This is a genomic window from Nitrosomonas limosa, assembly GCF_054188085.1.
In genome coordinates this window covers 612,337-631,685 of sequence record NZ_CM135180.1, presented here as the reverse complement: position 1 = coordinate 631,685, position 19,349 = coordinate 612,337, and the positions used below count along the sequence as shown (strand labels likewise).

At 46.7% G+C, this 19,349-nt stretch carries 17 protein-coding genes; 5 read left to right on the top strand and 12 right to left on the bottom strand.

The window, feature by feature from the left end:
- Nucleotides 1-37 precede the first annotated feature (37 nt).
- From ACV7NC_RS02830 to ACV7NC_RS02795, 8 genes are all read right to left on the bottom strand, one after another.
- The gene (locus ACV7NC_RS02830; protein WP_458153932.1) at nt 38-799 is read right to left on the bottom strand and encodes an ABC transporter ATP-binding protein; all 762 of its coding nucleotides are present in this window, start codon (nt 797-799) and stop codon (nt 38-40) included.
- A complete protein-coding gene (locus ACV7NC_RS02825; protein ID WP_458153931.1) occupies nt 799-1,899 on the bottom strand; it encodes an efflux RND transporter periplasmic adaptor subunit in 1,101 nt (366 codons plus the stop codon). Before ACV7NC_RS02825 ends, ACV7NC_RS02830 begins: the two co-directional genes overlap by 1 nt.
- 460 nt (nt 1,900-2,359) lie before the next feature.
- A complete protein-coding gene (locus ACV7NC_RS02820; protein WP_458153930.1) occupies nt 2,360-3,646 on the bottom strand; it encodes a hypothetical protein in 1,287 nt (428 codons plus the stop codon).
- 195 nt (nt 3,647-3,841) lie between these two features.
- Nucleotides 3,842-5,353 (bottom strand): M48 family metalloprotease, encoded by a 1,512-nt coding sequence (locus ACV7NC_RS02815; RefSeq protein ID WP_458153928.1) that lies wholly within the window; start codon nt 5,351-5,353, stop codon nt 3,842-3,844.
- 106 nt (nt 5,354-5,459) lie between these two features.
- The gene (locus tag ACV7NC_RS02810; RefSeq protein WP_458153926.1) at nt 5,460-6,836 is read right to left on the bottom strand and encodes a phosphomannomutase/phosphoglucomutase; all 1,377 of its coding nucleotides are present in this window, start codon (nt 6,834-6,836) and stop codon (nt 5,460-5,462) included.
- 95 nt (nt 6,837-6,931) lie between these two features.
- Nucleotides 6,932-7,135, bottom strand: a complete 204-nt coding sequence (locus ACV7NC_RS02805; RefSeq protein ID WP_458153925.1) for a zinc-finger domain-containing protein — start codon at nt 7,133-7,135, stop codon at nt 6,932-6,934.
- 24 nt (nt 7,136-7,159) lie between these two features.
- Nucleotides 7,160-8,080, bottom strand: coding sequence for a branched-chain amino acid transaminase (locus tag ACV7NC_RS02800; protein WP_458153924.1), 921 nt, complete (start codon nt 8,078-8,080; stop codon nt 7,160-7,162).
- A gap of 460 nt (nt 8,081-8,540) precedes the next feature.
- Nucleotides 8,541-9,437 carry a hypothetical protein gene (locus ACV7NC_RS02795; protein ID WP_458153923.1) on the bottom strand — a complete coding sequence of 299 codons (897 nt, stop codon included), beginning with the start codon at nt 9,435-9,437 and terminating at the stop codon, nt 8,541-8,543.
- 266 nt (nt 9,438-9,703) lie between these two features.
- Here ACV7NC_RS02795 and ACV7NC_RS02790 point away from each other — a divergent pair, with 266 nt between their 5' ends.
- From ACV7NC_RS02790 to ACV7NC_RS02775, 4 genes are all read left to right on the top strand, one after another.
- Complete coding sequence (locus ACV7NC_RS02790; protein WP_458153922.1) at nt 9,704-10,567, top strand: hypothetical protein; 864 nt, start codon at nt 9,704-9,706, stop codon at nt 10,565-10,567.
- Between the two features lie 369 nt (nt 10,568-10,936).
- Entirely contained in the window at nt 10,937-12,151 is a 1,215-nt protein-coding gene (locus ACV7NC_RS02785; protein ID WP_458153921.1) for a bifunctional alpha/beta hydrolase/OsmC family protein, read from the top strand.
- 7 nt (nt 12,152-12,158) lie between these two features.
- A complete protein-coding gene (locus ACV7NC_RS02780; protein ID WP_458153919.1) occupies nt 12,159-12,560 on the top strand; it encodes an RNA-binding S4 domain-containing protein in 402 nt (133 codons plus the stop codon).
- A 9-nt stretch (nt 12,561-12,569) separates the two neighbouring features.
- The gene (locus tag ACV7NC_RS02775) at nt 12,570-13,355 is read left to right on the top strand and encodes an aldolase (RefSeq protein ID WP_458153918.1); all 786 of its coding nucleotides are present in this window, start codon (nt 12,570-12,572) and stop codon (nt 13,353-13,355) included.
- A 204-nt stretch (nt 13,356-13,559) separates the two neighbouring features.
- On the opposite strand, the gene ACV7NC_RS02770 is transcribed toward ACV7NC_RS02775, so the two are convergent.
- Nucleotides 13,560-14,528 carry an isoaspartyl peptidase/L-asparaginase family protein gene (locus ACV7NC_RS02770; RefSeq protein WP_458153917.1) on the bottom strand — a complete coding sequence of 323 codons (969 nt, stop codon included), beginning with the start codon at nt 14,526-14,528 and terminating at the stop codon, nt 13,560-13,562.
- 105 nt (nt 14,529-14,633) lie between these two features.
- Nucleotides 14,634-15,146 (bottom strand): beta-lactamase hydrolase domain-containing protein, encoded by a 513-nt coding sequence (locus tag ACV7NC_RS02765; protein ID WP_458153916.1) that lies wholly within the window; start codon nt 15,144-15,146, stop codon nt 14,634-14,636.
- Nucleotides 15,147-15,285: 139 nt separating this feature from the next.
- Between ACV7NC_RS02765 and ACV7NC_RS02760 the strand changes: the two genes are divergently transcribed.
- Complete coding sequence (locus ACV7NC_RS02760; RefSeq protein ID WP_458153914.1) at nt 15,286-17,976, top strand: cation-transporting P-type ATPase; 2,691 nt, start codon at nt 15,286-15,288, stop codon at nt 17,974-17,976.
- A gap of 63 nt (nt 17,977-18,039) precedes the next feature.
- On the opposite strand, the gene ACV7NC_RS02755 is transcribed toward ACV7NC_RS02760, so the two are convergent.
- Nucleotides 18,040-18,576, bottom strand: coding sequence for a hypothetical protein (locus ACV7NC_RS02755; protein ID WP_458153913.1), 537 nt, complete (start codon nt 18,574-18,576; stop codon nt 18,040-18,042).
- Nucleotides 18,577-18,645: 69 nt separating this feature from the next.
- The gene (gene trmB, locus ACV7NC_RS02750) at nt 18,646-19,317 is read right to left on the bottom strand and encodes a tRNA (guanosine(46)-N7)-methyltransferase TrmB (RefSeq protein WP_458153912.1); all 672 of its coding nucleotides are present in this window, start codon (nt 19,315-19,317) and stop codon (nt 18,646-18,648) included.
- Nucleotides 19,318-19,349: the final 32 nt, after the last annotated feature.

Here is a 19,349-nt window from a genome sequence, read left to right as displayed (position 1 = left end):
TCTTAACAGCTACATGTTATGACTAAACCGAATTGAATCAAACGGAGTCGGCCTTAGTGATCACTGAAGCGGGTGTTTTGTCGTCATAAATGACACACCCGTCTTTTAACCGAATTAAACGTCTGGCATACGATGCGATGTCATCTTCATGCGTTACCAATACGATGGTTATCCCTTGGTCGCGATTGAGCTGCTCAAACAATCGCATAATCTCCTTGCTGGTTTGCGTATCCAGATTACCGGTGGGCTCATCGGCGAGAATGAGAGGAGGATGATTGACTAAAGCGCGGCTGATCGCGACGCGTTGTTGTTGTCCGCCCGATAACTGGTTCGGTTGGTGCATGGCAAATTTTTCCAGACCAGTGCTGCGTAACAACGCAAGCGCTTGCTGGCGGCTTTTAGAGCGGCTGATTCCGGCATATAGCAATGGAACCGCAACGTTATCCAAAGCTGTCATGCGCTTTAGCAGATTGAACCCCTGAAATACGAAACCAATACTTTGGTTGCGGATGCGTGCCAGTTCATTTTCAGACAATGTCGAGATATCTTTGCCGGACAACCAGTAAGATCCGCTGGTTGGGGTATCCAGACAACCCAGGATATTCATTAATGTGGATTTTCCAGATCCCGAGTGTCCCATGATGGCAACAAACTCACCCTGATGCACGGTGATATTGATGTCAAATAACACCTGATTAATGATGGTTTTGCCGTCGGCGCCTTGTAAGCTATAGCTTTTACACAAATTCTCGATTCGAACGATGGCTTTATCCGGGGGATTATTGTGTGCCAAGTGCATTAAAAAAACCTTAATCGAAACTTACTTTCGGATTCTTTTTTATCGACCGCTTCACTAATGATGACCTGGTCTCCAGGATTAATGGCTCCCTCAGTAATTTCCGTAAAATTTCCATCGGAAATCCCTGTAACCACGTAAACAAGCGAGGGCTTATTATCCTTCAGGATATAGAGTTTTGATGACGCGGTTTTGGATGCGTCTCCGCCGGATTCATTCAACTGATTATCTTTCGGTTGGAATCGTAGCGCCGCATTCGGAACTCGCAGCACATCGTTTTTTTGTGCTACGACAAAGTGAATGTTGGCGGTCATGCCGGGCAGCAACTTTTCATCATCATTGTCAACGATTGCTACCACATTATATGTAACGACATTTTCCTGGATGGTCGGATTCAGTCGCACTTGCTTGACTGCACCAGAAAACTGGCGATTCTGGAAAGCGTCGACAGAAAAATTAATCGATTGTCCGATATGCAATAAGCCAATATCAGCCTCAGCGACGCTGATATTGATTTGCATCTGCCGTAAATCTTGAGCGATTTTAAATAAAGTCGGTGTTTGGAAGTTAGCCGCCACGGTTTGTCCGATATCGACATCACGGGCAATTACAACCCCCGAAATTGGAGAGCGGATAACGCTGTAATTGAGGTTGGTTTGATCTCGCTCCACTTGCGCCTTGCTGACGGCCAATTGTGCACGTGCAGCTTCGGTTTCACGGATTACGATTTCTAGAGCTTCTGGGGAGATAAATGCTTGTTCTATTAACAATCGATGACGCTTCAGCTTATTTTCAGCAATTTTTAATGCGGTTTGCGCGTTTAAGAGATTGGCCTTCGATTGTTGTAATTGTGCACGCAATAACGCTGGGTCGAGCTCGGCCAAAACCTGGCCGATTTCAACGCGGTCATTATAGTCGGCGTATAACTTGGCCACGGTACCTGAAATCTGAGTGCCGACATTGACTAAAATGAGCGGTGTTAACGTGCCGTTGGCCGAAATTGTTTGAATAATATCGCCTTGCTCGATTTTCCGGGTTTTATAAGGGTTTGTACTGGATTCCTTGTGATTGGTGCTGTACCAATAAGCAATTATGGCAATCATCAATATGAATATTAATACAATCTGTTTGCCATTTTGATTAAACATCTGGAGATATCTTTAATTATGATGAGGTGATGCCTGTGTCGATTACTTTCGCGTATGCCTGGAAAAATATCAGGCTTGGTATATTCTAAACTTTATTGAGGAAGAGCAGTACCGGAATATGCTTGCCCAGACCCAGTATGGCACGTTGGTAAACATTGGGCTTTCGGGTGGTAACGTTTGGCGTAAAGCTCGAAAAAACGTAAGTGGCTGGATCTATTGCGGATCTGGGAAAAACAATCACCAGCACGAAACTGGTGATTGCTTGATAGTGCTAACAGGCTTTTGAAAAACGTTATCGAGGCAGCCGATACCAGGCAAAAACAGGCGAAAAAGCGCAGTTTATGCGGTATAAATGAGCATTTTGAGCTTGTTTTTAACACCGTAGCGGCAACGCAGATAGTTTTTCAACGGCCTGCTAAGGTTGCAGTTTTTTCATCATCGGCTGCAAGCGTCTAACCGTGGCCGGTGAAATTAAGTCTTTTCTTTCAATCGACTTAATGGCGGAGGCCGGTGCGCAATTTGTCACTTCGACCAAACGGACAACCAGCGGGTTAAAAGTTACATCCACACCGGTATAGCTGCCTGCATCATCGCCGTTTCGATCGCCCCGAAATACAAACTCTTTCACCGGACCGTTGGGACCGCCGCCTTGACGGTCGTCATTATGATCGGTATCTACATAGTGTGCTGTGCTTTCGGCGCCGCTGACGATACGGTCAATGCGCTTTCCGGGAGGGGCGGTATAATATTGTATGATGCGTTCGCCTTCTGCGGTTGTCCAGTCTTTACGAGTTTCTTGCGCTTTCATCCACAGCCGGAAATTAATATGCGTCCCTTCATTAATCCATTTTGCATTGGCCCATACTTCCGGACCGTTACCGTTAAATTCTCTGTCGCCCCGTGTATGCGGCGGTGTATAAGTTAACTTAGCTTGAGGCAGTACGGTATGGTCTTCTTCTTTACATACCGGGGTTGCCGGTTGGATAACTGCGATGCTGGAAATTTGGCGGTTTTGCCATTCCAAAGTAAGCCGGTCACTGGTTTTAGACAAAGGAACACCGTTACCGCCCAGGTTAAGGGTCATATGATAGTGCGTCAAGCGATCCAGCTCGGATGATACGTCGCGTGTGCGCGTACCCTCGTGCAGCGTGACCTTGATCGGTGTGGTATCGAAATCGTAACCGAAAAATTCCAATTTTGTCCGGCGGCCTGGATCCAGCGCCATGTCGACAGCGGCTGGCGTTACTTGGCACAAGGCTGGTTCAACAGCAGGCACGGGTTGATGCATCAAGCGTGCGCGGATTCTAGCCAAAGCCTGGCGCACGCGAGCGCCGACAAAATCCATATTACAACGCAATTCACCACCGGTTGCGGCGACACTACGATTCAATAAGTCCGAAACTTCATTGCGAACAGTGGATTGTGCGTCGCTGGTTAACTTCGAAGTGGTGTCCTGCAATACCGATTGCCAGGAGGCGGAATTCCGGTCCAAGGCGTCAATGGCATCATCAAGGGTAGCTAACGTATTGCCGGTGACATCGCTGACGGTATCGGTTATTTTTTCAGTCGCCTTTTCAATCTTGTCACCAATACTGCAACCTGTGATTAGAATCGCTAAAAGAAACAGCGATCCAGGAAGAAACATGAGAACTTTTCGATCGGCTCGGAAGAGACGTGAGAGTGGAATTGAGGTTGCTGACATGCTGTTATTCTCCTTTGGGTTGTAGGGTAAACTCGCATTGCTAGGGTACGCAGCCGGGTTTTGCTAGCTGACATAGCTATATAAAACGAACACAAGTTAAAGTCAAATGTGAATAATGGAATTTAATCCATTATTGCTGAAAACTTTCTGTGATTGGATTAATTGGGTGAGCAAACAGCAATCCCAGCGTTACATTTATTTTTCTTTTTCTTCTTCATCAACCTGAGTCTGAACTTGCTTTAACCGCGCTTCGATGCTTGAAAGTTGATAAAAATTGCCATTGTCGTTTTGCAATGCGGTTTTCAATTGATCGGCTGCTGCTTTGTAATGACCTTTCAAAAAATATACTTCCGCTTGCGCACGGTGTTCCAGCATTTTATCGCCCAGCAGGGAGTAGCATTGGGCTTGCAGCTCATACAGTTTTGGATCATTTGTGATCAGCTGCAACTGCCGGGTGAGAAATTCCAATGCAATTTTAATTTGTTTATTCTGAATCAAAGCTTGCGCGTAGCCATGCATCAAGGCGCGATGTTGCGGATAAATTTTTAAAGCGCTTTGGTAAATTTTGAATGCTGCATCAATTTCCTTATTGGCCAGTTTTACGCTGGCGGCGAGTGTTTCGATCATGGCGCCGGCAATGACATTCTTTGATTCAATCCGAACAGTCATACCCAATTGATGACCGCTCAGCACCGGCGTTGCCGAATCGTTCTGCAAGAGTTGGTACAAGTGAGCTAATTCCAAATTGGCTTGCTTGTATTTTTTATTGCGCATCAATGCTTGAATATAACCATAGCGTTCAGCAATTTCGTTGCTGTAGCGTTTCTCATCCAAGCGAGTTTTAAATTGTGCAACCGCATCATGCGGTTTTCCCTGCAGTGCGCGTAACTTGGATCGAACCAACAGGAAATCGATGCTATCGGAAACTTGGCGATAGGGCATGTCACGGATACGATTCTGTATATCGGCTATCCGTTCGTACGTGATGGGGTGTGTCCGCAAGTACGACGGCGCACCGGTTTCGTGAAATCTGCCGGATTTTTGCAGGCGCTCAAAAAAAGTTGTCATTCCTTGGGGATCAAATCCCGCATCAAGCAAGATATTCAAGCCGATCCGGTCGGCTTCTTTTTCATGATTGCGGGTAAAGTCCAGTTTGGATTGGATCATGCTGGCCTGCGATGCCACCAAAACCGCTTGGCTCGCCTGAGGATTGGAGCGTGCTGCGATAATTGCGACCGCAAGTGCTGCGATTGATTTAATCCAATCATATTTTTGCGCAGCAATCATGCGTGCGAGGTGTTTTTGCGTGACATGCGCGATTTCGTGCGACATCACCGCTGCCAATTCGGATTCGCTTTGCGCTGCAATCATCAAACCGCTGTTAAAACCCATGAATCCGCCAGGTAATGCAAAAGCGTTAATCGACGGATCCTGAATGGCAAAGAACTCAAATAGCTGATCGATACTGGCTTCATTGGAATTGCTAATGAGTTTGTGGCCGAGATTGCTGAGATAACTGGCAATTTCAGGGTCGTCCATATAACTCGGATCTGCACGAATCTGGCGCATGATTTTTAGACCGAGTTGCCGCTCTTGGTGAGGTGTGATGGTCACTTGCGATACATCGCCCAAGTCGGGAAGCTCGTGGGCTGAGAGCTTGCTCTGAAATAAAAACGACAGCGCGATGATCAAGAGAAGCAAATTCATGACAAACCAAATTTTGACGCAATTATCGATTCAGAGCCAGGCCTGTCTGGCATGGTTCATTAGTTCGAATATTTTTTAGCGCTGATAAAACTGCTTGCTTGGTTAGTTAGAAAGGTAAGTGCGCATCCGGTTTCGCTTGCAAAATATTGCGGCGAAAATCCTCCTGAATGCGTTTCAGTGCAGCCGGATTATCCGCTTCAAATCGCAATACCACCACCGGCGTAGTATTGGAAGCGCGCGCCAAACCGAAACCATCCCGGTATTCCACGCGTAAACCATCGGTCGTAATAATTTGTTGCGGACTGTCAAACACTGCATTCTTTTGTAACTGTGCGATCAACGTATGATTTTCTCCTTCCGCAGTACGGACTTGCAGTTCGGGAGTGTTGAGACTATCGGGTAAATTATTCAGCGCCGCGTTCATATCGGTTTCACGGCTGAGTAATTCAAGCAGCCTCGCACCCGCATACAAGCCATCGTCAAACCCGTACCAGCGTTCCTTGAAGAATAGATGACCGCTCATTTCTCCGGCTAATAAAGCCTTTTCTTCGATCAGCTTGGATTTGATGAAAGAATGACCGGTTTTCCACATCACCGGTGTGCCGCCATGTTGTGTGATCCACGGTGCTAAATTCCGGGTACATTTCACATCAAAAATGATTTTTGCGCCGGGATTGCGCGATAGCACATCAGCGGCGAACAGCATCAATTGGCGATCTGCATTGATGATATGGCCAGTTTTAGTGACAATGCCAAGACGGTCGCCATCGCCGTCAAAAGCCAAACCGATTTCTGCATCGGTAGTTTTTAATGCTTGGATGACATCGTTCAAATTATCCGGTACCGATGGATCCGGATGATGGTTGGGAAAAGATCCGTCGACATCGCAGAATAATTCGGTTACTTCACAACCTAGGCCTCGATAAAGTGCAGGTGCGAAAGCACCTGCGACACCATTACCGCAATCAACAACGATTTTAAGCGGGCGAGCCAGTTTTATGTCGCTGCTGATACGTTTTATGTAGGCATCAACGATATTGTGCTCGGAGTACGATCCTGAGCCTTGGGTTAAATCATTCGTCTCGATACGGATTCGCAATGCCTGAATGGTCTCGGCAGCCAAAGTTTGGCCGCCCAATACAATCTTAAAACCGTTATATTCGGGTGGGTTATGACTGCCGGTCACCATGACACCGGAGTATTGGCATAATTCATGGGCTGCGAAGTAGAGCATCGGGGTCGCAACCATGCCTACATCAATGACATTGATTCCACTTTTCTGGATACCTCGCGCCAAGGCTTGCGATAATTCAGGTCCGGATAAACGCCCATCGCGGCCAATGGCGATGGCTGTCAGATTTCTAGCTCGTGCCTCGGAGCCAATGGCATGGCCAATCTTTTCAACATTCTCAGCGGTAACCGTTTTACCAACGATACCGCGAATATCATAGGCTTTGAAAATTTCGTGAGGGATGATTGGCATTATCAGCAATCCGGTATGGAACGATGAATAAATTCTCTATCGTTGTTAATATAAATTCGCTTAACGTACACTGCTGCAACTATCGTTGATCACCTTCAGTGGTGCCCAGCTGTTGCTCCGCCTTTGAGAATATATTGGGTGCCGCAATACGGGCACAGCGCCTCACCGGTCGCTTCAATCGGCAGAAAAACCCGAGGATGCGAATTCCATAGCATCATTGCCGGTGTGGGGCAATGTAAAGGCAAGTCCTCTGCCGTTACTTCAATGATCGGTGTTTTTTGGTTCGCTGGTTGATTCATCTTTGCTACTCCCATATTTAATGATTAGACCAAAGTAAGCCAATTTTCATGATTCTTGGCCTTACCCTTGACGCAATTGAAAAATAAAGTTTGAATTTTTGCAGTTATCGGACCACGCTTACCTGCACCAATCATACGGTTATCCAGCTCTCGAATCGGTGTTACCTCGGCGGCCGTGCCTGTAAAAAATGCCTCTTCGGCACAATAGATCTCGTCGCGGGTGATGCGTTTTTCGATCACTGGAATACCTAATTCTGCTGCCAATTCCATAATGGATGCACGAGTGATGCCTTCCAAGCAGGAAGTCAGATCGGGCGTATAAAGTTTGCCTTGCTTCACGATGAAGATATTTTCCCCTGAGCCTTCCGCTACATAACCTTCTACATCAAGTAATAGCGCTTCGTCGTAGCCGTTGAGCGCAACTTCCTGATTTGCCAGTATGGAATTCGCATACGTTGTGACGGATTTTGCGCGGCACATATTAATGTTGACATGATGGCGAGTGAATGAAGAAGTTTTAACGCGTATGCCATTTTCCAGCGCTTCGGCTCCCAGGTATGTTCCCCAGGGCCAAGCAGCGATGGCTACATGAACCGATAGCGTTCTTGCTGAGAGTCCCATGGCTTCGGCGCCATAGAATGCGATTGGGCGAATATAACCGGATGCCAGTTTGTTCTGCTGGACCACATCGCACTGCGCTTGCATGAGCGTCGCTTTATCGTAAGGCATTTTCATCATGAAAATGTGCGCTGAATTGAACAAACGGTCGGTATGCTCTTGCAAGCGGAAAATCGCCGGGCCTTGATCGGTTTCGTAGGCTCGCAGCCCTTCAAAAACCCCTAAGCCATAGTGTAGTGTATGGGTTAAAACATGCGTATTGGCATCCCGCCAGGGAACCATTTTCCCGTCATACCAGATTACTCCGTCACGGTCGGCCATCGACATCCAGGTACTCCTGATAAAAGTTCTAAAAGCGCATATTCTAACTTATTTTTTGTGCGGCGTTGAATTACCCTGGCTGCGATTGTGTTGCAAATTTTCCCGGTCGCCGCCGCGAATCCGGAACCAGGAGATTCCTTCTGCTGAATAACTTTCAATGTCTCTCTAGCGGGATATTTCTTAAGTGCGGCAATTTGTCACATTGCATATCGCCGTAAATTCTCTGACAATTGACGTGACATTAACAAAACGACAAGCTTCCCTCCTGCAAATTGCTCAGACGAACTTAACACGTCATCTGGGCAATTTTTTTGCAAAATTTTAGGACCAATAATTGAAAGCTGCACAAACGATTGCCAGTATAGCGTCAGTACTTTTCTAGGAAATCTGCGGCTGTGATTTGGATACTGATTGACCTTGGTGTTGGTTTTATACCGGAATCCAATAGGAAGCGGTTGTTATCTGATTATCGGTTCCGGTATTGCAAGTAATTCGCAAACTGAGACCGCACATCCACCGGTCGATTCAGCACTGCATGAATTAATGCTAATAATGCATAGTCTTTGATAGGGAATAATTGGTGTTGCTCAATCATTTTTAATGTATGCGGACCTTCTCCGGAAATGTCATTGATTTCTCCTCTGGCTATTTTTCGGCCTAATGCATGATGATGCGAGTTCTCGCTGGTCGCCGTGGTAATGAGATCACCCAAGCCTGACAATCGGTAGGGGCTATCCGGATGTCCACCCATCCGCATGACGATCTGTTGCAATTCTTGCAACGCTGCGGTTACCAGATAACCGCGCACATTTGCACCCAATTTCAATTCATCCGCCATGCCAAAGACCATTGCATAGACATTTTTCAAAATGACCGCCCAACTGATTCCTTCGATGTCATCCGTATGTTCCAAATATAACTTGGCGCCAGCAAAACAGTCTTGTATCGTCTTAAAAATCTCGGGATCCCGGCATCCAAATTGCGCAAATGCATAATTACCGGCAAGAATTTCTTCAGCAATCATGGGGCCGTACAACAATGCATAAGGACAACTGGGCGGTAAACTTTCAGAAAAGATTTGCGCAGCGGTCTTTCCAGTTTCATCCAATCCCTTCGCAACACTGATGCATAGGCAATGTTTCTGCAGATACGGTGCGATTCGATGAATGATCTCCCGGTGAGGATTTACGGGTAAGCAGAACATCACGACATCCGCTCGCGGTATTGAGTCTTCTAGCTTAATCGGCACGAGATTAGCGGGCGGGTATTTATCCCAAATAGCCAGCGATTGGTGATTTTTGAGTAGAAATTCCATGGCATGGCCGATTTCTCCATACCCTAAGATAAAGATATTAATAGACATTTTATATAATTGGCATAAATGGAGACAACACCGCATTTTCACATGGAAAATTTTGCTTAATTCTATCGCTCAGTTGTTAGATAATTAGCAAACTGGTTTAAGAATTAATTGTAACTAATTGTAAATATGAGATCATGATATGTGCGACAATTTGCCACATTGCAAATAAGAATCGTTACCATTATGATGATAACCTACGTGCATAGAGGCATGCTGCAAAATGTTATTGAACCAGCCGAACCGATTATCGTGAAGGAAAAAAATCAATGCCGCATTTAGCTCGATATCAAATTTCGATTCTTCAGCTCATTCTGGCGATGTTTAAAGCATCACCCGGTGCGGATAATTTGAAGATTCTTTCATCGCATTTGCATCGTAATCCATCACTGACAAACCTGGCGCAAAAATTAGCTAATAGCGCATTGTTTTTTGGCAAGAATTACGCTCATTTGGATTCTGAGGCGTTTGCGTGCCAGTTCGTCGATGATTTGTTCGGGGCGCAAGTCGCAAATGTTAATAAAATGTTTATTTGCGATTTTATTGTAAATCAAATGGCTGCGGGTGTAGCGCAAGATCAATTAATTGCTGAATTGACCCATGCTTTATCCGAAATTCCGACATCTGATCACAATTGGGGACAAGCCGTCATTCAACATCAAATCAATGGCATTAATAAAATTTTGGAACACCTGTTGGCCGATACCTTCACCACCAACAACCGGACGATCGTAAAGGATCATATGATTATGCAAATCGTAAGTGGTAAAACCCTTGGTGAGACAATCGTATGGGCGATCAATACTGTGGCGAATGTCGATGCTGATAACATTGTCTGGGGTGGTGCCTGCAAGTTATTCAATAATCGTTTAGAGGTTTCAAAATATTATTCGATTGAGATGACGGGTACTTCGATCGATTTCATCACAACCCAAGAAATTCTTTCCGCAGTTTCAGATGATCGGAATACCGTCGATATAGCCAAGTCGATCATTGACTCGAGAATGAAAAACAACACTTCGTCCGCCACATTGATCGATTTCCAACTCTATCAAACGATTAAGAAGCTCGATGACAATCCATTATCTATGCCGCATTCCAATGCAACTCCAACCGAATTAATGGCTGGCTGAGACGACGATTCCAGTTATGCGCAGCGGCGCAACTCTTGAGAATCTAACCTAAAAAGGTTGCCCATCTAACCGAGAGTTTTTTTAAAAGCATGCATACTCCAGTTTTCTGCGGATATTTCACAATTCGGTTAGGAAAGCACTGATTAATTCACCTGGGCAAGATGAGATGCAAGGTGGATGGGGAGCGCAAGAAACGAGACATATCAATGCGGTAGGCAAGTTTTTGAGCACCACTCAACACAGCAAATCGCTTGCGCAAGCAATTAATCTGCGTTTCCTTAGCAAGGCCAGAAAATCATACGCTATCGATTATTTTTGATACCATTCCCAATATTCCTTAATTTTGTGTTTGGTTGCTGACTGAATTCTATGCCGCGTATCGAAGCGAAATTTCAAAACTTACAAGGCGAATTGCTTTCCGGGTCATTGGAATTACCCTCGGGTCCGGTGCAATGTTACGCATTGTTTGCACACTGCTTTACCTGTTCCAAAAACAATCTTGCTGCGACACGAATTGCCCTGGCACTTGCTGATCAAGGGATTGCAGTATTACGCTTTGATTTTACCGGTTTAGGCGGGAGTGAAGGGGATTTCGCTAATTCTAATTTTTCCTCAAACTTACAGGATTTAACTGCGGCTGCAGATTTTCTGGAAAAAAACTATGGTGCGCCTTCAGTACTCATTGGCCATAGTTTGGGAGGTGCCGCTGCTTTAGCAGTTGCACATGAACTTGCTTCGATTAAAGTCGTCATCACCATCGGTGCGCCAGCTACCGCAGCTCACATCAAACATTTGTTCGGAGATTCATACGAACAATTCAGCAAAAAATCAATTGTATCAGTTCAATTATCAGGAAGAAGCTTTAATATAAAGCGGCAATTTATTGATGATTTGGAGAAATATAATTCTGTAGCACATATTGGGGCGTTAAAAAAAGCATTGCTGATTCTTCATTCACCAGCCGATACGACGGTATCAATTGATGAAGCCGCCAGAATTTACGGTGCCGCCAAACATCCTAAAAGTTTTGTGTCTCTCGATCGTGCCGATCATCTTTTGTCCAATCCGGATGACTCGCATTATGTTGCTGAGGTGATTGCTGCATGGGCTAAACGTTATCTCATAAACGATTTATTACTGAAGGAACAGCCAATCGCTGAAGGCACGGTTGCTGTGCGGGAGCGCGATAGAAAATTTGCTCGCGAGATTCAGACACATCACCATCGCTTAATCAGTGACGAACCCATTGCATTGGGTGGTTCCGATCTCGGCCTCAATCCATATGAACTTTTACTGGCCGCATTGGGCAGTTGCACTTCGATGACACTTCGCATGTATGCCAATCACAAGCAAATCGATCTTCAAGACATTCGCGTCGAATTACATCACAGCCGGATTCATGCGGATGATTGCGCAGATTGCGAACAACAAAAAACACTCATTGATGTCATAGCACGCACGATCCAACTGACAGGCAATCTGACCGATCTGCAACGTAACCGGCTGCTGGAGATTGCTAATCAGTGTCCGGTCCATAAAACGCTGCAAGGTAAAATCCGAATAAATACTAATCTATCGGATTAATTAAATCATGCAACTATCAGATACTATAGAGAAATATCGTGTTGATAAATGGCTGTTCGCGGCCCGTTTTTTTAAAACACGTTCACTGGCTGCGGAAGCTATCGACCGGGGAAGGGTGACCGTAAACGGTCAGCGAATCAAGCCGGCGAAAGTGCTCGCGATAGGGGATAGATTGACAATTCGCATTAATAATTTTCAGTATGACATTGAAGTGTTGGATTTATCCAATATAAGAGGATCCGCAACGGTTGCGCAGCAACTGTATCGTGAAACCGAGGAAAGCCGGAAACAACGAGAATTGCAGGCGGCTCGCTTGAAAGCCCAGTCGCAGTCGTTCTATACCAAAGGCCGGCCGACCAAGCGTGATCGCCGTAATATCGAGCGCTTTATTTCCAATCACAATGAATAATCCACAATTATGACCAATGATACTTTCAATTTAAGCAAAGAACAGCTGATTCAACAATCGTTTGTGCAAATGGATCAACATTTGCAAAGCGCTCACTACTCGAAGGCCCAGAAACTGGCATTGACTTGCCGGATTTTGTTCGATAATGGCCACGATTCCGGATTAGCCGGACAGATCACTGCACGTGGCGACACACCGGGAACTTACTTGACGCAGCGTTTGGGATTCGGTTTTGACGAAATTTGCGCGAGTAATCTGTTACTTGTAAATGAAGACCTAGAAGTTTTACAAGGCGATGGCATGGCAAATCCAGCCAATCGCTTCCACTCGTGGCTCTATCGTGCCAGACCGGATGTGCAGTGCATTATCCACACACATGCAGTGCATACTGCGGCACTCAGCATGCTTGAGGTGCCTTTGGAAATCTCGCATATGGATAATTGCGTGCTGTACGACGATATCGCTTTTTTGCCTAAATGGCCGGGTGTTCCGGTCGGAAACGAGGAAGGGGAATTGATTTCCAGGGCCATTGGCGATAAGCATGCGTTATTGCTGGCTCATCATGGGCTTTTGATTGCCAGTTCGAGCATTGAAGAAGCTTGCATTCTGGCGCTTGCATTCGAACGGGCGGCAAGGATGCATTTGCTGGCGGCTTCCGCAGGCTCTATTCAACCGATTGATCCTGACCTTGGACGGGAAGCACGCGACTGGATTTTGCGTGGTCAGCGTAGCGCAGTTGCATTTGCCTATTATGCGCGGCGTACTCTGCGCAAAGGCGCTGAGTGTTTGGATTAATTCGCATCAAACCGAATCGTTGATACACTAACAGGCCGTTGAAAAACGTTTTCGAGGCAGCCGATACAAGGCAAAAACAGGCGAAAAAGCGCAGTTTATGAGGTATAAATGCGCATTTTGAGCTTGTTTTTAACACCGTAGCGGTAACGCAGATAGTTTTTCAACGGCCTGCTAAGGGTTAGTATGTTGATGGTTCACAGCCTGTCAGTCGTCGGGGAAGATTCCGGTCCATGCCATGCCATCATTACCGATGGTACCTCGAAACATGCCGCTGGTATTAAATTGCATCACAAAGTCGCCTTTAGCATTCAGTACAATTAAGCCGCCGTCACCGCCGAGACTCGATATTTCTTTCAGCGTACCGTGGGCGGCTTCATTGATCGGTTTTTGCAGCAATTTGACTTGTGCGGCTGTTTGATAGGCTGCCGCAGCACGGATGAACACTTCTCCGGTACCGGTTGCTGATACTGCAACCGAGCGATTGTCGGCGTACGTGCCTGCGCCGATGATTGATGAGTCGCCCACACGCCCTTGTTGTTTGTTGGTCAGACCGCCGGTCGATGTGCCTGCGGCAAGATTACCATGCCGATCCAGTGCGACTGCACCCACGGTTCCATGCTTTTCATCATTGTTAGCAAATGGAATACTGGAGTCGGCATCGTGATCTCGCAGCACTAGTTCGTTTGCGAGCGCTTTTTTTAATTGCTCCCAGCGATGCGAAGTATAAAAATATTCCGGATCGACAATCTCCAGTCCTTGTGCAGCCGCGAATTTTTCTGCGCCTGGGCCAATCAGCATAGCATGGGGGCTTTTCAACATGATCGCATGTGCAGCGCGTATCGGATTGCGAACCCTAGAGATGCCAGCGACGGCGCCTGCTAATCGCGTAGCCCCCTCCATGATCGAGGCTTCCAATTCATTTTGCCCTTCATGGTTAAAAACCGAACCTTTGCCAGCATTAAAAAATGGTGAGTCTTCCAAAACCACAATGGCTGCGATCACGGCGTCGATACTGCTACCGCCACTGCTAAGCACCGCATAACCGGCGGTTAACGATTGTGTTAGAACCTCACGGTAAGCAACTTCACGTTCGGTAGTCAACCGGCGACGATTGATGGCTCCAGCACCGCCATGAATCACGAGTCGCAGTGGAACATTATCCGGTGCAGTCATGGAATGGTCGGTGTCTATTCAGCGTTAAAGCAACGATATAGAGTAGCTAATAGCAGCAGGACAATTGCTATTAAAGTTGTAATGATTTGTTGCTATCGATGTGCTTTAGTTACTCAGGGACTCTCTAAGCTTTTCCTCCATGGGTGGCCGCAATCCCGATTTACGAGCTGCTTCAATCGCGACTTCCGGGTCCATTCCTTTGCTGATTTGATATCTGGCCCACATGGCGCTGGCACGATTGCCGGATCCGCAGTGAATGAGTACAGGCCGTTGCGCAGTTTCGATGGCTTTGGTGAAAGCGACCAGTTGTTCCTTGCTGATACCGGCAACTGTCATCGGGATATTAATATAATCCATACCGGCGCGATCAACGAAGGCTTTTTCTTCGGCGGTTCCTTCATTGGCGGTACGCATATCAATAATGGTCTTAAAGCCAGTAGCGGCCAATGCTGGTACACCCCCCTCACTAATGAGTCCGGATATGGCGATTTGATCGGAAATGCGGCTGTAATTCTGTACTGCGCTGACTTGGTGACCAAAAGGCGTGCGCCCGGAAGCTAGCGTGGTTTCGGCAAACAACAGGGCAATTAATGTCATCAACGTGATAAAGTATTTCATGAAAAACCTCATTGTGATGTTAAGGAAAAAATCACTACTCCTCAGAATTGTAGCTGCACTCAATATCTGAGTACAAATTATTCGAATCCTTGGTTAATCGATTACAAAATTGTAGGTCAATGCAGACATCATTTAATCAATGACTAATTGGCATAGCCTTTCAGCGCAACAAGTTTTACAGACGTTAGACACTAATGAGGCGGGCCTATCGCAAGCGGAAGCGGAGCAACGCATTGAGCGATATGGTGTGAATCGCTTGCGATCACCCAGTTCTCCTGGTTTTTTCACTCGATTTCTGCTGCAGTTCCATAATATTCTCATCTATATCCTGTTAATTGCTTCAGCAGTCACCGCGCTTATCGGGCACTGGCCTGATAGCTGCGTGATTCTGGCAGTTGTCATTATTAATGCGGTGATTGGTGTGATCCAGGAAGGTAAGGCCGAGAAAGCGCTGGCTGGTATTCGCAGTATGCTGTCAATCAACGCTTCTGTACTGAGAGATAATCACCGCAGACAAGTTTCAGCAGAAGTATTGGTGCCAGGTGATATTGTGTTACTGCAGTCAGGTGATAAGGTGCCTGCCGACATGCGGCTGCTCAGTTGTAAGAATTTGCGGGTCGATGAAGCAATCTTGACGGGTGAATCACAAGCCGTTGAAAAGGGGATTGAACCAGTTTTGGAATCAGTTACAGTCGGTGATCGTTTTTGTATGGCGTATTCCGGCACGCTGGTGGTTTATGGACAAGCTGCTGGGGTTGTGGTCGCCACCGGTTATCACACCGAAATCGGTCGTATCAGCACGATGCTGGAGCAAGTCAATAAACTATCGACACCGTTGCTTAGAAAAATTGCGGATTTCGGATTTCGATTGGCTGCTGTTACCTTTGTGCTGGTTCTGGTTGTAATTCTGTACGGTTTGCTGGCGCACGATTATGGCATCGATGAATTGTTTATGGCAGCGGTAGGTATTGCGGTTGCAGTTATTCCGGAAGAGTTACCGCCGATTATGACCATTACGCTTGCGCTGGGTGTACAACGCATGGCTCGTCATAATGCCATTATCCGGCATTTACCCGCAGTCGAAACGCTTGGAGCGGTAACGGTCATATGTACCGACAAGACCGGAACATTAACGCGGAATGAGATGACCGTGCAGCAAATCTATACCGCAGATGAACGGTTACAGGTAAGCGGAGCCGGTTATGTACCGGAGGGCAGCTTCAGTTCGGACGGACAGAAAATCCAGATTACCGATCATCCGGGCTGTATGGATCTATTGCGCGCCGGTTTATTGTGCAGTGATGCAAATCTGCAGCTACAGGATGATCAATGGATTGTCGATGGCGATCCGACGGAAGGCGCCGTGATTGCGGCAGCGATGAAAGCAGCGTTAAATCCCGCTCATGTGAACGAAACATTACCGCGCAAGGATGTAATTCCTTTCGAATCCGAACACCGCTTAATGGCCACCTTGCATCATCACCATGATCATGACAGCCCAGGTGTGATTTTTGTCAAAGGCGCTCCCGAAACGATACTTGCTTTGTGCAATCAGCAACGAAGCCAGGGAAACGATCGCGCACTGGATCATCCGTACTGGAACAAGATTATTCAGAAAGCCACTTGCTCTGGGCTACGGATGCTGGCGATCGCACAGCGTGCGGCGGAGTGGAATCAGCAGAAGCTCCGGTTTTCTGATGTTCGTGAAAACTTTACATTGCTGGGAATGGTCGGCATGACCGATCCACCGCGTGAAGAAGCAATTGCGGCTGTGAATCAATGCCATCATGCCGGTATTCGCGTCAAGATGATTACCGGAGACCATCAAGCAACAGCTAGTGCGATTGGCGTAAAACTCAATCTAGGGAATGGTCATACAGTGCTAACCGGTGTTGCACTGGATTCGATGAATGACAAGGCATTGCGGCAAGCGGTTACGAACATTGATGTGTTTGCGCGCACCAATCCTGAGCATAAGCTGCGTCTAGTCGCTGCATTGCAGGCGAATGGAGAAATCGTAGCGATGACGGGTGACGGCGTGAATGATGCGCCAGCTCTAAAACGGGCTGATGTGGGTGTTGCCATGGGACAAAAAGGAACTGAAGTAGCCAAAGAAGCCGCAGAAATGGTGCTTGCGGATGATAACTTTGTATCAATCGTGCACGCGGTGAAGGAGGGGCGTACTGCCTACGATAATATCAAAAAGACGATGGTCTATGTGCTTCCTACGAATGGCGGTGAGGCCGGTCTCATCATTCTGGCCATTTTTTTGGGTATAACGCTGCCCATTACACCGGTGCAAATTTTATGGATCAACATGGTTACGACCGTAACACTGGCTGTTGCGTTATCCTTTGAGCCGCCGGAACCGGATGTCATGCAGCGACCTCCACGCCATCCGGAAGCTCCCTTATTATCCGGTTTCTTGGTCTGGCGCGTTGTTTTTGTTGCGTTATTGATGATCAGTGGCGGACTTGGACTCACGATGTGGGAAACAATGCAAGGCTCGAGTATAGAATTCAGCCGGACGGTTTTGGTGAATTTGTTTGTCTTTTGCGAAATTCTGTACTTGTTTAACTGCCGCTATTTGCTGACTTCGGTGATGTCACTCGAGGGTTTTCTAGGAAATCGCTATGTATTAATGTCTGCCGGTTTACTGGTATTACTTCAATTGCTTTTTACTTATTTACCTGCTTTCCAATTAATTTTTGGAACAGTTGCGCTGGATATCGAAGCTTGGGGAAGGATAATTTTTGTCGGCTTGGTGCTATTTTTTATTATTGAACTTGAGAAATATCTATTGCGCTGCCGTGGCATCAAAGCATTGTGAGAGGCAATCGACCGGATCCCATCGAGCGATTGCCCCTCTTTTCAGGGTGATAAAACGTTGACTCTATAAAGCTGCGAGAAACGCGATCAGATCGTCTTTTTCGCCTTCGGTCAGCCCGATACTGAAGCGCGTATTGTAAAACTCGACAACCTCGCGCAGATCGGCCGCAGAACCATCATGAAAGTAGGGTGGGCGTGAAGCCACGGAACGCAGAACGGGGCCCTTGAAACGGCCGATATCTTTCCATTTACCGGTGATGAGAGCTCGACCGGGATCGGTTGTTTTGATGATATCGTTAGTTGTTTTATTTTTCAGCGTATACAAAGGCATATCGGGTGTGCGGCGCGACTCGTCTGCGATACCGATATCCAATGGCATCGGTGTCGAATGATTCCCTGAATTAGGCGTATTGTGGCAAGTTGTGCAAGTACCCGGCAGCACATTAATGTTCAAGTCATCGTTAATTCCCTTGACGCCACTGATCATGATCGGCTTGGTATTAAAGAGCGTTTGACCGCGTGCGATGGCGGCGCGGGCATTTTTTGCGCTATTGGGTGATTTGTTCGGCTTAATGCTGGCCCAGCTGTCATAGAGCGACATCACAACAGGACTGAATGGTTGATGTGTTTTGTAAGTCCTTAACTTCCTGAACCACTGGATAAATGTGAGTTATTTCTTTAGGAATATGATATCCCAAACGCCATGACCAGCTTTCAGTCCTCGTTGTTCAAACTTGGTTATCGGCCGGCAATCAGGGCGTGGAGCAAAATCTTTAGTGCTATTGCGAAGCAGCTGTTCTTCGTTGAATACCTGCAAAATTTGCACGGCATACTCTTCCCAATCGGTAGCAGCATGTATATAACCTCCGGGTTTGAGGCGCTCGCATAAATGCGAGACAAATTCTGGTTGGATGAGCCGGCGTTTATGGTGACGGGCTTTCGGCCAAGGATCCGGGAAAAAGATGTGGACGCCATCCAGACACTCGGATGGCAGCATGTGCTGAAGAACCGAAACTGCATCGTATTGAATGATGCGTATATTTTCCAATTCGTTCTGCTGGATGAGTTTAAGCAAGCTGCCGACACCAGGGGTGTGAACTTCGATTCCGAGATAATCATTGGCGGGATGCATTTTGGCGATGATTGCAGTGGTCTCGCCCATTCCAAAGCCAATCTCAAGAATCTTGGGTGCTTGTCGGCCAAATATTTGGTTTAAATCCAGCAGGTTTTCGCGATAGGGGATGCCATATTGAGGAAATAAGTTTTCACAAGCGCGGCGTTGCGCATCCGATAATCGGCCTTGGCGAAGTACAAAACTACGAATGGATTGTTGCAGTTGCATGACAAGAAGAATCGGCTATTATTGAGGAGTTA